Origin of the sequence: Streptomyces sp. NPDC059499 (genome assembly GCF_042749285.1) — a bacterium.
Lineage (GTDB): Bacteria > Actinomycetota > Actinomycetes > Streptomycetales > Streptomycetaceae > Streptomyces.
Genome location: NZ_JBHYTT010000002.1, coordinates 1 through 13,581 on the forward strand (window position 1 = coordinate 1; position 13,581 = coordinate 13,581).

General features: G+C 71.4%; 13 protein-coding genes. 3 read left to right on the forward strand and 10 right to left on the reverse strand.

The window, feature by feature from the left end; all coding sequences use genetic code 11:
• Positions 1-285: 285 nt before the first annotated feature.
• Positions 286-1,299 (reverse strand): GlxA family transcriptional regulator, encoded by a 1,014-nt coding sequence (locus ACFW9O_RS05220; protein ID WP_384605280.1) that lies wholly within the window; start codon positions 1,297-1,299, stop codon positions 286-288.
• A 73-nt stretch (positions 1,300-1,372) separates the two neighbouring features.
• Here ACFW9O_RS05220 and ACFW9O_RS05225 point away from each other — a divergent pair, with 73 nt between their 5' ends.
• Positions 1,373-1,957, forward strand: a complete 585-nt coding sequence (locus ACFW9O_RS05225; RefSeq protein ID WP_384605282.1) for a cysteine hydrolase family protein — start codon at positions 1,373-1,375, stop codon at positions 1,955-1,957.
• A gap of 44 nt (positions 1,958-2,001) precedes the next feature.
• Here the strand turns inward: ACFW9O_RS05225 and proC are convergent, their stop codons facing one another.
• From proC to ACFW9O_RS05240, 3 genes are read right to left on the reverse strand one after another with little or no spacing between them, the layout of a single operon-like run.
• Entirely contained in the window at positions 2,002-2,811 is an 810-nt protein-coding gene (gene proC, locus ACFW9O_RS05230) for a pyrroline-5-carboxylate reductase (RefSeq protein WP_351179221.1), read from the reverse strand.
• A gap of 58 nt (positions 2,812-2,869) precedes the next feature.
• On the reverse strand, positions 2,870-3,643 hold the full coding sequence (locus ACFW9O_RS05235) for an ABC transporter permease (protein ID WP_384605285.1): 774 nt from the start codon (positions 3,641-3,643) through the stop codon (positions 2,870-2,872).
• On the reverse strand, positions 3,640-4,446 hold the full coding sequence (locus tag ACFW9O_RS05240) for an ABC transporter ATP-binding protein (protein ID WP_384605288.1): 807 nt from the start codon (positions 4,444-4,446) through the stop codon (positions 3,640-3,642). Before ACFW9O_RS05240 ends, ACFW9O_RS05235 begins: the two co-directional genes overlap by 4 nt.
• Positions 4,447-4,594: 148 nt before the next feature.
• Between ACFW9O_RS05240 and ACFW9O_RS05245 the strand changes: the two genes are divergently transcribed.
• Positions 4,595-6,049: a SulP family inorganic anion transporter gene (locus ACFW9O_RS05245; RefSeq protein WP_384605291.1), complete on the forward strand. Its 1,455-nt coding sequence runs from the start codon at positions 4,595-4,597 to the stop codon at positions 6,047-6,049.
• Here the strand turns inward: ACFW9O_RS05245 and ACFW9O_RS05250 are convergent.
• Genes ACFW9O_RS05250 through ACFW9O_RS05260 form a run of 3 tightly spaced genes read right to left on the reverse strand, consistent with a single transcriptional unit; the run spans position 6,030 to position 7,768 of the window.
• Positions 6,030-6,809, reverse strand: a complete 780-nt coding sequence (locus ACFW9O_RS05250) for a class I SAM-dependent methyltransferase (RefSeq protein ID WP_384605293.1) — start codon at positions 6,807-6,809, stop codon at positions 6,030-6,032. The genes ACFW9O_RS05245 and ACFW9O_RS05250 overlap by 20 nt on opposite strands.
• A 52-nt stretch (positions 6,810-6,861) precedes the next feature.
• Positions 6,862-7,410 carry a hypothetical protein gene (locus tag ACFW9O_RS05255; RefSeq protein ID WP_384605295.1) on the reverse strand — a complete coding sequence of 183 codons (549 nt, stop codon included), beginning with the start codon at positions 7,408-7,410 and terminating at the stop codon, positions 6,862-6,864.
• A 34-nt stretch (positions 7,411-7,444) separates the two neighbouring features.
• Positions 7,445-7,768: an SH3 domain-containing protein gene (locus ACFW9O_RS05260; RefSeq protein WP_351179203.1), complete on the reverse strand. Its 324-nt coding sequence runs from the start codon at positions 7,766-7,768 to the stop codon at positions 7,445-7,447.
• Positions 7,769-7,891: 123 nt separating this feature from the next.
• Here ACFW9O_RS05260 and ACFW9O_RS05265 point away from each other — a divergent pair, with 123 nt between their 5' ends.
• The gene (locus ACFW9O_RS05265) at positions 7,892-10,063 is read left to right on the forward strand and encodes a PQQ-binding-like beta-propeller repeat protein (protein WP_384605299.1); all 2,172 of its coding nucleotides are present in this window, start codon (positions 7,892-7,894) and stop codon (positions 10,061-10,063) included.
• A gap of 31 nt (positions 10,064-10,094) precedes the next feature.
• Here the strand turns inward: ACFW9O_RS05265 and ilvD are convergent, their stop codons facing one another.
• The 3 genes from ilvD to ACFW9O_RS05280 all read right to left on the reverse strand — a co-directional run bounded on the left by ilvD (position 10,095) and on the right by ACFW9O_RS05280 (position 13,526).
• Complete coding sequence (gene ilvD, locus ACFW9O_RS05270) at positions 10,095-11,945, reverse strand: dihydroxy-acid dehydratase (protein ID WP_384605300.1); 1,851 nt, start codon at positions 11,943-11,945, stop codon at positions 10,095-10,097.
• 127 nt (positions 11,946-12,072) lie between these two features.
• Positions 12,073-12,705: a TetR family transcriptional regulator gene (locus ACFW9O_RS05275; RefSeq protein WP_384605302.1), complete on the reverse strand. Its 633-nt coding sequence runs from the start codon at positions 12,703-12,705 to the stop codon at positions 12,073-12,075.
• On the reverse strand, positions 12,702-13,526 hold the full coding sequence (locus ACFW9O_RS05280) for a sugar phosphate isomerase/epimerase (RefSeq protein ID WP_351179196.1): 825 nt from the start codon (positions 13,524-13,526) through the stop codon (positions 12,702-12,704). The genes ACFW9O_RS05275 and ACFW9O_RS05280 overlap by 4 nt, the downstream gene beginning before the upstream one ends.
• Between the last annotated feature and the right edge of the window lie 55 nt (positions 13,527-13,581).

The window sequence follows — 13,581 nt, forward strand, 5'->3', positions numbered from 1 at the left end:
GTTTCCCTTTCCGGCGAGTCCGACTCTATCAGATCCTTTCGGGCCTGATTCCCAGTCAGTGGGGCTTGTCTTCCCGGCTGTTGGGCCGTTCCGACGAGTGAGACTTTAGCGGAATCCAGGGCCCCGACGCTAATCGGGTCATCGTTCCTTCGAACGTGGATTCCTCATTCCGAACGTGCACACAGAAAACGTGCGACACAGGTCGCCGGTTTCTTGTGGTCACTACGGAATGGCTGTCCGGGGACCGACCGGGGTCGGCGCTCACGTCGGACAACTCGGAGCACACTACGGAGCCGTACGGGTGGTGTCAACCTCCGGCTCGGCCCCTGCGTCGCGGAAGGCCGTCCGGTAGCCGCGTGGGCTGGTGGAGAGGTGCGCCGCGAAGCGCTGGCGCATGGTGACCTCGCTGCCGAACCCCGTGCGGCGGGCCACCTCCGGGAGAGGGAGGTCCGTGCGTTCGAGGAGTTTCTGGGCTGCGGCGATGCGTTGCGCGATCAGCCAGCGCAGCGGGGTGGTCCCGGTCGTGGCCTGGAAGTGACGGGCGAAGGTGCGTGCGGACATGCCGGCTCGGGCCGCGAGGGTGGCCACGGTGTGCGGTTCCGCCAGATGGGCCAGCGCATGGGCCCGCACCGAGGCGAGCGTGTCGGCGTCCCGGTCGGACTCCGGGGTGGGGTGCTCGATGAACTGGGCCTGGGTTCCTGTCCGGAAGGGGGCCGTGACCATCGAACGGGCGATCGTCGCCGCGGCTTCGGCGCCATGGGTGATGCGGACCAGATGAAGGCAGAGGTCGATGCCGGCCGCCGTGCCCGCCGAGGTCCAGATGTTCCCGTCGTGGAGGAAGAGGGCGTCCGGCACCACGGTGACCTGGGGGTGATGGGCATGGAGGAGGTCGGTGAGGTTCCAGTGGGTGACGGCCTGGCGGCCGTCGAGCAGCCCCGCCTGCGCAAGCGTGAAGGCACCGCCGCAGAGCGCGGCGATGGGTGTGCCCCGCGTATGGGCACCGCGCAGGGCTTCGAGCACCGCGGTCGGGGCCGGGGTGAGGTGGTCGTCGAGACCGGGCACCACGATCAGGTCGCACCGGGACAGCCAGGTCAGCGTCCGGTCCGGGGTGAGGGACAGACCGCCGCGGAGCGGAATGGGCTCAGGGGCGGCGGCGGTGCGGCGCAGCTCGAAGGCGGGGACACCACGGTCGGTGCGGTCCACACCCCAGACCTCGGTGATGACGGAGACGTCGAATGCCCGGACTCCCGGGAACGAGACCAGGGCGATGCGGGCGGGGTGGTTCGGCGACGCGGTCACCTTGGCAGTAAAGCATCGATCGATGGCTTTCCCGGCTCTGGGAGACGGTCGCCCGTGGGCCGAGAGTGGAGGCATGGAGATCGCAGGGAACGCAGCGCTGATCGTGGTGGACGTACAACAGGGCTTCGAGCAGGAGGCGTACTGGGGACCGCGGAACAATCCGGATGCCGACAGGAACATCGCGGAGCTGATCGATGCCTGGCAGGCGAGTGGCCGGCCCGTCGTGTTCGTGCGGCATGACTCGACCCAGCCGGGCTCGCCCCTGCGGGCGGGCCAATCGGGCAATGCGTTCAAGGAGTACGTGGAGGAGCGTCGCGGAAAGGGGACCGGGGCGGAGTTGTTCCTGACGAAATCGGTGAACTCCGCCTTCTACGGGACACGGGACCTGGATGCATGGCTGCGGGAGGCAGGGGTACGGCAGATCGTGGTGGCCGGAATTCAGACGAACATGTGCGCCGAGACGACAGCGCGCATGGGCGGCAATCTCGGGTACGAGGTGTTCTTCGCCTTCGACGCGACGTACACCTTCGACACGGTGGGGCCGTGGGGCTGGGCCCTGGGCGCGGATGAGCTGGCGCGGGCCACCGCCGTGACGTTGCACGGCGGTGGGTTCGCGAGCGTGGTGCGCACTGCGGAGCTGGTCGCTGCGGTGCAGTAGGCCGGTGACGCGGGTGAGGTGGGTGGGCGGTGGGGTGGCCGGTCTCAGCCGTTGCCGGAGGCGAGCTCGCGGCTGCGGTCGCGGGCCGCTTCGAGTGCGGCGATGAGGGCGGCTCGTACGCCGTGGTTCTCCAGTTCCCTGATGGCGCTGATGGTGGTGCCGGCCGGGCTGGTGACGGCCTCGCGGAGCTTGACCGGGTGTTCTCCGCTGTCCCGGAGCATGATCGCGGCGCCGATGGCGGCCTGGACGATCAGGTCGTGGGCCTGGGCGCGGGGCAGGCCGAGCAGGATGCCCGCGTCGGTCATGGCCTCGACGAGGAAGTAGAAGTACGCGGGGCCGGAGCCGGAGAGCGCGGTGGCGGCGTCCTGCTGGGACTCCGGGACGCGGAGGGTCTTGCCGACGCCTCCGAAGATCGCCTCGGCGTGGGCGAGGTGTCCGGGGGTGGCGTGGCTGCCCGCGGAGATCACGGACATGCCCTCGTCCACGACGACGGGGGTGTTCGGCATGACGCGTACGACCGGGGTGCCCTCGGTGAGGCGCTCCTCGATGAACGCGGTCGGGATGCCGGCGGCCGCGGTGATGACGAGACGGTCGGCGGTGACGTGCGGGGCGAGTTCGTCGAGGAGCTTGCCCATGTCCTGCGGCTTGACCGCGAGGATGAGGATGTCCGCGCTCTTGGCTGCTTCGGCGTTGGTGACGGACTCGACGCCGTAGCGGGTGCGGAGCTCTTCGGCGCGCTCGGAGCGCCGTGTGGTCACCAGGAGATCGGCGGCGCGCCAGCCCGCCCGGATCATGCCGCTGAGCAGAGCCTCGCCGATCTTTCCTGTACCGAGGACTGCGACTGTCTGGGTCATGCGGTTTCACCCTCCGGGTGGCGGTTCTCGTCGTTGCCGCCATCCTCGCACCGGGTGCTCAGGGCGTGCGGCGGCGGAGGGTGGCCGCACCCAGGCAGAGGACGAGCAGGGCGCAGCCCGCGACGATCACGATGTCGCGGAGGAAGTCGGCGGTGACGTCGGTGTGGGTGAGGACCTCGTTCATCCCGTCGACGGCGTACGACATCGGCATGACGTTCGAGACGGCTTCCAGGACGGGGTGCATCTGGTCGCGCGGGGTGAACAGTCCGCACAGGAGCAGCTGGGGGAAGATCACGGCCGGCATGAACTGGACCGCCTGGAACTCGGAGGCGGCGAAGGCCGACACGAACAGGCCGAGCGCCGTGCCGAGCAGCGCGTCGAGCAGGGCGACCAGGAGCAGCAGCCAGGGCGATCCGACGACGTCCAGGCCGAGCACCCACACGGAGAGTGCCGTGGCCAGCACGGACTGGACGACGGCGACCGCGCCGAAGGCGAGTGCGTAGCCGGCGATCAGGTCTCCCTTGCCCAGGGGCATCGCGAGGAGACGTTCGAGGGTGCCCGATGTGCGTTCGCGCAGCGTGGCGATCGAGGTCACCAGGAACATCGTGATGAGCGGGAAGATGCCGAGCAGCGAGGCGCCGATGGCGTCGAAGGTCTGCGGGCTGCCGTCGAAGACGTAGCGCAGCAGCGTGATCATCAGGACCGGGACGATCAGCAGCAGCGCGACGGTGCGGGGATCGTGCCGGAGCTGGCGCAGGACGCGGGCGGCGGTGGCCAGGGTGCGGGCGGGGCTCAGCGGCTGCGGGTTGGGCGCCGGGGCTGTGGTGCTCATCGGGTCGTCTCCTGGCGGGTGGCGGTGGCGGCTTCGTCCACGAGGTGGAGGAAGGCCTCCTCGACGGTGGCGGAGCCGGTACGGGTGCGCAGGCCTTCGGGTGTGTCGGAGGCGAGGATCTCGCCCGCGCGCATGAGGAGCAGCCGGTGGCAGCGCTCGGCCTCGTCCATGACGTGGGAGGAGACGAGGATCGTGGTGCCCCGGTCGGCGGCGAGGGTGTGGAAGAGGTTCCAGAGGTCCCGGCGGAGTACGGGGTCGAGACCCACGGTCGGTTCGTCCAGGACCAGGAGTTCGGGTGTGCCGAGCAGGGCGACCGCGAGGGAGACGCGGCTGAGCTGGCCACCGGAGAGGTTCCCGGCCAGGGCGTCGGCGTGGGTGGTGAGGTCGACGTCCTGGATGGCGCGGGTGACGGCTTCCCCGCGGGCGTCCCGGTGGCTGCGTCCCGGCTGGAGGACGGCCGCGAAGTAGTCCAGGTTCTGCCGGACGGTGAGGTCGGTGTAGACGGACGGGGCCTGGGTGACGTAGCCGATGCGGGGGCGCAGCGCGGGGTGCCCCGCGGGGCGGCCGAGGACGTCGAGGGTGCCGGTGACCTTGGCCTGGGTGCCGACGACGGAGCGCATGAGTGTGGATTTCCCGCAGCCCGAGGGGCCGAGGAGTCCGGTGATCCGGCCGGGCTCGACGGCGAAGTCGAGGCTTCGGAGGACGGTGCGGTCGCCTCGTTCGACGGTGAGGGCGCGGGCTTCGACGGCGGGTGCGGCTGTGGGCGCGCGCCCGGCTCCCGCGGCGGACAGAGAATTCATCATGTGATGAATTTTTGTCCCGTCGGAGGTCCTGCGTCAAGGGATCGGCGTGGCGTGCCCGCCACTCGGCCCGGGGCGTGATCGGAATGAGTAGTTCCATCCCGTTACCTCACCGCCCACTGCCGCCCACTGCCGACGGAGGCACCTTCTCTTGCGTGGCATCCCGGTCTCTCGCGCCGACTTCACCGCTTCACTCGTCGTCTTTCTCGTTGCCCTGCCCCTGTGCGTGGGCGTGGCCGTCGCCTCGGGCGTGCCGGCCGAGCTCGGACTGATCACCGGGATCGTCGGGGGAATCGTCGCGGGGCTGCTCCCGGGCAGCAGCCTGCAGGTCAGCGGTCCCGCGGCCGGACTGACCGTGCTGGTGTACGAGGCGGTCGCGCTCTACGGGATCGGCGCCCTCGGGGTACTGGTCCTCACCGCCGGCGCACTGCAGGTGGCCCTCGGCGTCATGCGGCTCGGACGGTGGTTCCGTGCCGTGTCCGTCGCCGTGGTGCACGGGATGCTCGCCGGGATCGGACTGGTCCTGATCTCCGGTCAGGTGTATGTGCTCGCCGACGCGACGGCTCCCGCCTCCATGGGGCAGAAGATCGCCGGGCTGCCCGGCCTGCTGCTCGGCGAGGGGGTGTCCGGTCCGGCCGTCGCGCTGGGGGTGGGGACCGTCGTCGTACTGACGCTCTGGCCGAAGTGGCGGCGGGCGGCGCGTGTGGTGCCCGCGCCGCTGGTGGCGGTGGGGCTCGCGGCCGGGACCGCCGCGGTGTTCGGTCTGCAGGTGCGCCGACTGGAGGTGAACGGTCTGCTCGATGCCGTACAGCCGCCGGGGATCGCCGACTGGGCGCGGCTTCTCGAGGCCGGGGTCCTGGGCACGGTCCTCGCGTTCGCGCTGATCGCCTCGGCGGAGTCACTGTTCAGCGCGGCGGCGGTGGACCGGCTGCACAGCGGGAAGCGGACGGACTACGACAAGGAGCTGATCGCGCAGGGCACGGGCAACGCGGTGTGCGGGGTGCTGGGCGCCCTGCCGATGACCGCCGTGATCGTGCGCAGCGTCGCCAACGTGCAGGCCGGCGCGCGGACGAAGGCGTCCCGGATCCTGCACGGCGTGTGGCTGCTGCTCTTCGCCGCGGCCCTGCCGATCGCGCTCGGGATCATTCCGGTGGCGGCCCTCGCGGGCGTACTCGTCCACGCCGGCTACAAACTCATTCCCGTACGGACGCTGGTGCCGCTGTGGCGTGAGCATCGCGGTGAGGCGGTGGTGCTGGCGGTGACGGCCGGGACCATCGTGGCGACGAGCCTGTTCGAGGGGGTCGTGGTCGGACTGGTGCTGGCCGTCGCCAAGACCGCCTGGGACATCAGCCATGTGCATGTGGAGGTGGAGGAGGGCGTCGGCGGTGTACTGCGGGCCCGGGTGGCGGGCAATGCCACGTTCCTGCGACTGCCGAAGCTGCTGGACGCACTGGACGCCCTGCCGCACGACCGGGTGGTCGAGCTGGATCTGAGCGGGCTCCGGCACACCGACCACGCGAGCGCGGCCGCTCTGGAGGGATGGGCCGAGGCCCACCAGGCGCGGCGGGACCAGGAGACCGGCACGGTCAGCGGATCGCCACGATGAGGTCGGCGACGTAGCGCTCCTCGACCGTGCCGTCCGGGAAGAGCCCTGCGAGGTGGCCCCGCTCCGCGGCGAGGAAACGGCGGGTTGCCTGCTCGCCCGCCGCGCCGAGCACGAGGAACGCGGAATGGCTGGCGAGGTTGGCGAGGTGGGTGTCGACCGGCACCTTCCGGGACCAGGGGAGCAGACGCTGCGCGAAGCTGCTGCCGGCCGGCCCGGGCAGCTCCCGGAAGCGGCTGCCGGGGACCGGGGACGCGGGGGACGAGCCGTGGGCGCTGTTCCCGGCGCCGAGGTGGCGGCGCAGACGGGTGTCCTGGTCGGCGATCCAGGGGACGGAGTGGTCGGAGACGTTCCACCACAGCGCCAGTGCGCCTCCGGGACGCAGGACGCGGAACGCCTCGGGCATCGAGCGTTCCTGGTCCGTCCAGTGCCAGGACTGTGCGTAGGTGATCAGGTCGGCCGACGCGGTGGCCAGGGGGAGGCGGTTGCCGTCGCCCCGCACGATCGCCACGGACGGAAGCGTCCGGCGCAGTTCGGCCGCCATGCCGGGGCCCGGCTCCACGGCCGTGACCCTGGCCCCCCGGGCATGGAGCAGCCGGGTGGCGATGCCCGTTCCGGCGCCGACGTCGACGGTGCGGGCGCCTCGCAGGGGACGGCCCGCCAGCTCCTCGACGGCGTCGAAGAGGGCGGGCGGGTAGTCGGGGCGGGCCGCCGCGTACTGGGCGGCGGCACGGTCGAACGAGAGGGCGCGTGTAGAGGACATGAGTTCATCGTGCCTCCGCCCCGGCGTACGCGGGAGCGGTTCTCCGCAGGCCCTACTTCCGGCCGGTGCGCTTGCCCTTGGCGCTCCTGCGGGCCGCCGGGTTGCCCGTGCGGGTCGAGCGGCGCTTCACGTACTGGGCGAGCGCCGTCTCGTACTCCGTGCGCCGGAGCTTCTCGCCCGGCGCCTCCAGGAGCGAGCGGAAGAAGTACGCGAGGAGCGAGCCGATGAAGCCGATGGACTTGAGGCCGCGCAGGCTGTCCTCGCGGGACGGGTCGGCGGGACGGCGGCCGAACCCGTCCCAGGTCCTGCGGAAGGCGATGGCGCTGCACACCGCGAACATCAGGACCACGAGCATGCCGACGAGGCTGCCGACCTCGGCGATCTCCAGGCCCTGGTACGCGAAGCGCAGGACGAAGCACGAGGCGACGGCTGCCGCGAGCGAGCCGACGGCGGCGCCGGCCCGCCGCAGCCCGTAGCCCCCGTCGTGGTCGACCCAGGTCGTACCGAAGAAACGAAGGGGCTCGGGCTGCGGTCCCGGCGTGCTGCCGCCGGACGTCGTGCTGCCTGAGGGCGTGCCGGATGCTTCGCTGTTCTCGCTCACGGAATCGATTATCCCCGGGCGAGAGCTGTGCGTGTCAGTCGCAGCGCGGGGCGATGTAGCCGTCACTGCCCGTGTGCACGTACGCGTCGGACACGAACTCGCCGCTGGCGATGTTGTCCCAGAGGTTCGTCGTCCCGTACGGACCGCTGACCCGCTCCCCCGGCTTCTGGCAGTAGACCGGGACGCTCATCCCGTACGGCAGCGTCCTGACGATCCCGTACTGCGTGCCGGGGCCCTTGCGGACGTTGACGCGGTAGCCGGGAGCGATGGGATATCTGACGACGCTCGCGGCGAGCGTCGTCACCCCCTGGTCGTCCGCCGCCGCACTGTCGGTGATGCTGTTCTCTCCAACGCCCATGAGGGCCTCCCCCGTTGAAAACGATGCGTACGACGCGCAGGCTAACAAGCCCCACCCTTCTCGCACGCACTATCGACTAGGCTCCGTGCGTCGCGCTTGCGGACGAACACACGGGGGTGGGCGGTGCCGCCGCTGCGAGGTACCGGATCGCATCCGGAAGCGGAACAACCTGAGTACGCCGGGGGGTACCGGCTCGAGGCATGTCTCGGTGCGGGCGGCATGGGTGTGGTGCACCTGGCGCGCTCCGCCTCCGGGCTGCAGCTCGCGGTCAAGGTGGTGCACCGGCAGCACGCGGCGGACCCCGAGTTCCGGGCACGGTTCCGGCAGGAGGTCGCGGCGGCCCGCCGGGTCAGCGGCGCGTTCACCGCGCCGGTCGTGGATGCCGACCCGGCAGCCGAACTGCCCTGGATGGCCACTCTCTACGTGCCCGGCCCGACGCTCTCCGCGCAGGTGAAGCGGAACGGGCCGATGAGTCCGGCCGAGCTGCGCAGGCTCACGGCGGGGCTGGCCGAGGCGCTGCGTGACATCCATCGGGCCGGTGTCATTCACCGCGATCTCAAGCCGAGCAACGTGATGCTCCCCGACTCCGGCCCCAAGGTCATCGACTTCGGGATCTCCCGGCCGTACGACAGTGATCTGCGCACCGAGACGGGAAAGCTGATCGGCTCGCCCCCGTACATGGCGCCCGAGCAGTTCCAGCGGCCGCGCGAGGTCGGCCCCGCCGCGGACGTGTTCGCGCTGGGTGCGGTGCTGGTCCACGCGGCGACCGGCCGGGGGCCCTTCGACTCGGACAGCCCGTACATCGTGGCCTATCAGGTGGTGCACGACGAGGCCGATCTGGCCGGGGTGCCCGCCGATCTGGCTCCGCTCGTCGGTCGGTGCCTGGCGAAGGATCCCGCGGAGCGTCCCACCCCGGACGAGATCATGGCGGCGCTGCATCCCCCGTCGTACGAGGCCACGGCGTTCGTACCGGCACAGCGGCGGCCGCCCTCCGTCAGGTCCGTGGCGGGGACAGGCGCGAGGGAGCCCGCACAGGAGGAGACGGCGACCCACATACGGGCGGCGGAGCCGCCTGCCCGGGCGAAGGGCGGGCGGAGGACGGGGCGACGGCTCGCGGTGGCCGCGGGAGTGCTCGCCCTGGTCGCCGGCTGCGTGTGGGCGGCCGGCGCGTGGGACGGCTCCGGGACTCCGGCAACGCACAAGGCCGAGGGGAAGAGGAAGAGCGCGCCGGCCTTCGTACCGTGGCAGACACCGCTGCCTTCCTCGCAGGGCTCGACGCCCTCGTGCGCCCCCTCGGGGACGGGCGCGGGCTCCGCCCTGTACTGCGTGGCCGCGGGCTTCGGCACGGCGCGGCTGGACCCGTCGGACGGCCGGTTGATCTGGTCGCACCGGGACGCCTCGCCGGAGGCCCCCGAACTGGGAGCGGCGGCCGGCGGACCGGCGTACACCGCCGTGCCGGGCGGAACGCTCCGGGCCTACGACCCAGGCCGTGGCACACCGCTCTGGGACGCGGACCTCTCCGCGGACCTCGACGTCCCCTTCCCTGCCGGTGACACGCTGCTGATGGCCGGGCGGGACGGCACCGCGCGGGGCCTCGACGCCACGACCGGCGCGTCCCTCTGGCGGCACACCGTCCCCGGCCACCGGCAGCCGGGCTACGCGCTGTACGAGAGCGGGACGGGACTCGCGTACGTCTTCGAGAACTCGGCGCACGGGACCACCACGCTCGTCACGGCGCTCGAGGCGGAGACCGGGCGCACCGCCTGGCAACGCCGGCTGGACGGGACCCTCACACCCGCCGGGGCATCCGACGGGGTGCTCGTCCTCACGTCCATGAACGAGAGCGCCCAGATCACCGGGCTGGTGCGCTACGACCCGGTGCGGCGGAGCGCCACCCGGACGGCGCTGCCCTTCCGGATGAACGAACCGGAGGTCGTTCTCGACGGCGACACCGCGTATCTGCTGGAACGCGGCGGCACGCTGCTGGCCGTCGGAGTCCGTCCGGGCGGCGGGAAGGCGGAACGGTGGCGCCTGGAGACGGCCGTCGGGCTCACGTCCTCGCCCGTCCTCGGGGAGGGCGACCGGCTGTACTTCTCCGCGGCCGACGGGCGGCTGCTCGCCGTCGACACGGGACACGGCACGCTGCTCGGCCAGACCCGTCCGCGGCTGAGGGCGGGGAAGCTCAGCCACGCCTCGTCGCTGCCCGCTCCGGTGGTCCTCGGCACGGCCGTGTACGGAACCTCCCCGGACGGTTCCGTTTTCGCCGTGGACGCGAACGACCCCGCCCTCTGGTGATACCGGGGGCGGGGTCGGCCGTGCGGTGGTGTCAGCCGAGCTTGGAGACGTCGCGGACGGCGCCGCGGTCCGCGCTCGTCGCCATGGCCGCATAGGCCCGCAGCGCCGCCGAGACCTTGCGGTCGCGGTTCTTCGGCGCGTACACGCCGTTCAGGGCCGCTCGGCGGGTGGCCAGCTCGGCGTCGGGGACGAGGAGCTCGATCGAACGGTTCGGGATGTCGATCCTGATCCGGTCGCCGTCCTCGACGAGCGCGATCGTGCCGCCGGACGCCGCCTCCGGCGAGGCGTGCCCGATGGACAGGCCCGAGGTACCGCCGGAGAAGCGGCCGTCGGTGACGAGGGCGCAGGTCTTGCCGAGGCCGCGGCCCTTCAGGAACGACGTGGGGTAGAGCATCTCCTGCATGCCCGGGCCGCCGCGCGGGCCCTCGTAGCGGATGACGACGACGTCGCCGTGCGTGATCTCCTTGCGGAGGATCTTGTCCACCGCGTCGTCCTGGGACTCGCAGACCACGGCCGGGCCCTCGAAGGTCCAGATCGACTCGTCCACACCGGCTGTCTTGACGACACATCCGTCGACCGCGAGGTTGCCCTTGAGGACCGCGAGGCCGCCGTCCTTCGAGTACGCGTGCTCCACGGAGCGGATGCAGCCGCCCTCGGCGTCGAGGTCGAGGGTGTCCCAGCGCTCGGACTGCGAGAAGGCGAGCGCGGAGCGGACGCAGCCGGGGGCCGCGTGCCACAGCTCGATCGCGTCGGGGGACGGGGAGCCACCCCGCACGTCCCAGGACTTCAGCCAGTCCGCGAGGGAGTCGGAGTGGACGGAGTGGACGTCTTCGTTGAGGAGGCCGCCGCGGTAGAGCTCACCGAGGATGGCGGGGATGCCGCCGGCCCGGTGGATGTCCTCCATGTAGTACGTACCGCCGGGCGCGACGTTCGGCGCGACCTTCGCGAGGCAGGGCACGCGGCGCGAGATCTCGTCCATCTCCGGGAGGCCGAAGTCGAGCTCGGCCTCCTGGGCGGCGGCCAGCAGGTGCAGGATCGTGTTGGTGGAGCCGCCCATGGCGATGTCCAGGGCCATGGCGTTCTCGAAGGCCGCTCGCGAGGCGATGTTCCGCGGGAGGACCGTCTCGTCGTCCTGCTCGTAGTGGCGCTTGGTGATCTCGACGATCGTGCGGCCGGCGTCCTCGTACAGCGCCTTGCGGGCGGTGTGCGTGGCGAGGACCGAGCCGTTGCCGGGCAGGGCCAGGCCGATCGCCTCGGCGAGGCAGTTCATCGAGTTGGCGGTGAACATGCCGGAACAACTGCCACAGGTCGGACAGGCGTTCTCCTCGATGCGGAGGATGTCCTCGTCCGAGATCTTGTCGTTCACCGCGTCGGAGATCGCGTCGACCAGGTCGAGGCTGCGGACCGTGCCGTCGACGAGGGTGGCCTTGCCGGCCTCCATCGGACCGCCGGAGACGAAGATCGTGGGGATGTTGAGGCGGAGAGCCGCCATCAGCATGCCGGGGGTGATCTTGTCGCAGTTCGAGATGCAGATCAGCGCGTCGGCGCAGTGGGCCTCGACCATGTACTCGACGCTGTCCGCGATGAGGTCGCGGGAGGGCAGGCTGTAGAGCATGCCGCCGTGGCCCATCGCGATGCCGTCGTCCACCGCGATCGTGTTGAACTCGCGGGGCACCGCGCCCGCGGCCTGGATCGCCTCGGAGACGATCCGGCCGACGGGGGCGAGGTGGGTGTGGCCGGGGACGAACTCGGTGAAGGAGTTGGCGACCGCGATGATCGGCTTGCCGATGTCCTCACTGGCTACGCCGGACGCCCGCATAAGGGCGCGCGCGCCCGCCATGTTGCGGCCGTGGGTGACAGTGCGGGACCTCAGGTGGGGCATCGCCGATCGCTCCTTCGACAGATATGGACTGTCTCCGAGCGTACGCCCCGCTCCAGGATCTGGACAGCGTGTCCGGATTCCGGGACACGGTGCCCAGTGTCCGGGCAGGTGCGGCACCCGCCCCGCCCTACGGGATGTCCTGCCCCGTGAGGTAGCGCTGGAGCGTCGGGGCGACCATGGCGATGATCTTCTCCGGGTCCGTCGACGCCAGTGGTTCCGCCCGGATCACGTAGCGCAGGATCGCGATCCCGATCATGTGCGAGGCGGCCAGTTCGGCGCGGAAGGTCGGGTCGGGTACGTCCAGGTCCCCCGCGATCCGCTCCAGCAGCCGTCGCAGCACGAATCCGCGCAGGACCTTCGCGGCCGCCTCGTGCGTGAGCGCGGAGCGCAGGATGGCCAGCATCGGCGCGCGGGACACCGGGTTCTCCCAGACTCCGATGAAGTACCGGGCCAGCCGCTCGCCGACGCCGTCCATGGGACCGCCGAGGATCTCGGGGATGACGAGCGCGGGCTCGAAGGAGACCTCGATCGCCGCCGCGAAGACCTCGTCCTTCGTACCGAAGTAGTGGTGGACCAGGGCCGCGTCGACGCCCGCCGCCTTGGCGATACCGCGCATCGAGGCCTTGTCGTAGCCGCGCTCGGCGAATTCGGAACGGGCCGCCTCGAGGATCCGCGTCCTGGCGTCGGGGCCGGCGGTCTTCGCCGTACGGGAGGGGCGGCCCCGGCGGCGGGGAGCCGGTCCGTCCGCGCCCGGAGTCATGAGCGGGGTGCCTGCGCGGAGGACGCCAGGTGGAGCCGGGTGAAGGCGAGCGCCTCCGCGAGGTCGGCCTCGCGTTCGGCCGCTGACATGGCGCGGCGCGTGTTGACCTCGATGACGACGTGACCGTCGAACGCGGTACGGGCGAGGCGCTCCAGCAGTTCCGCGCAGGGCTGGTCGCCCCGGCCGGGCACCAGGTGCTCGTCCTTCGCGGAGCCCTTGCCGTCGGCGAGGTGGACGTGGGCGAGGCGGTCGCCCATCCGGTCCACCATCGCCAGGCTGTCCGTCCGTGCCGTCGCGGTGTGCGAGAGGTCCACGGTGAAGTGCCGGTAGTCGTCCTGGGTGACGTCCCAGTCGGGGGCGTACGCGAGCATCTCGCGGTCCCTGTAGCGCCACGGATACATGTTCTCCACCGCGAACCGCACATCGGTCTCGTCCGCCATGCGCCAGATTCCGCTGACGAAGTCGCGTGCGTAGTTGCGCTGCCAACGGAACGGCGGGTGCACCACCACCGTCGACGCCCCGAGCTTCTCCGCCGCCGCTCTGGCCCGCTGGAGCTTGACCCACGGGTCGGTGGACCAGACCCGCTGCGTGATCAGCAGGCAGGGCGCGTGCACGGCGAGGATCGGGACCTGGTGGTAGTCCGAAAGCCGCTTGAGGGCCTCGATGTCCTGGCTGACCGGGTCGGTCCAGACCATGACCTCGACACCGTCGTAACCCAGGCGCGCAGCGATCTCGAAGGCCGTCGCCGTCGACTCCGGATAGACCGAAGCCGTCGACAGGGCGACCTTCGCATCCGGGATGCGCACCACTGGTTCTGCCACGGAGACAGGGTACGGGCAGCGGTAGGCCTCCAAGAGGGACCCCGGCTGAAAGTGA

Bases quoted from the DNA above. Each gene is read 5' to 3' on its own strand.
- ACFW9O_RS05250 (WP_384605293.1), bottom strand. From the start codon at position 6,809: ATGTCCTCTACACGCGCCCTCTCGTTCGACCGTGCCGCCGCCCAGTAC.
- ilvD (WP_384605300.1), bottom strand. From the start codon at position 11,945: ATGCCCCACCTGAGGTCCCGCACTGTCACCCACGGCCGCAACATGGCG.
- ACFW9O_RS05240 (WP_384605288.1), bottom strand. From the start codon at position 4,446: ATGATGAATTCTCTGTCCGCCGCGGGAGCCGGGCGCGCGCCCACAGCC.
- proC (WP_351179221.1), bottom strand. From the start codon at position 2,811: ATGACCCAGACAGTCGCAGTCCTCGGTACAGGAAAGATCGGCGAGGCT.
- ACFW9O_RS05275 (WP_384605302.1), bottom strand. From the start codon at position 12,705: ATGACTCCGGGCGCGGACGGACCGGCTCCCCGCCGCCGGGGCCGCCCC.
- ACFW9O_RS05260 (WP_351179203.1), bottom strand. From the start codon at position 7,768: ATGGGCGTTGGAGAGAACAGCATCACCGACAGTGCGGCGGCGGACGAC.
- ACFW9O_RS05225 (WP_384605282.1), top strand. From the start codon at position 1,373: ATGGAGATCGCAGGGAACGCAGCGCTGATCGTGGTGGACGTACAACAG.
- ACFW9O_RS05235 (WP_384605285.1), bottom strand. From the start codon at position 3,643: ATGAGCACCACAGCCCCGGCGCCCAACCCGCAGCCGCTGAGCCCCGCC.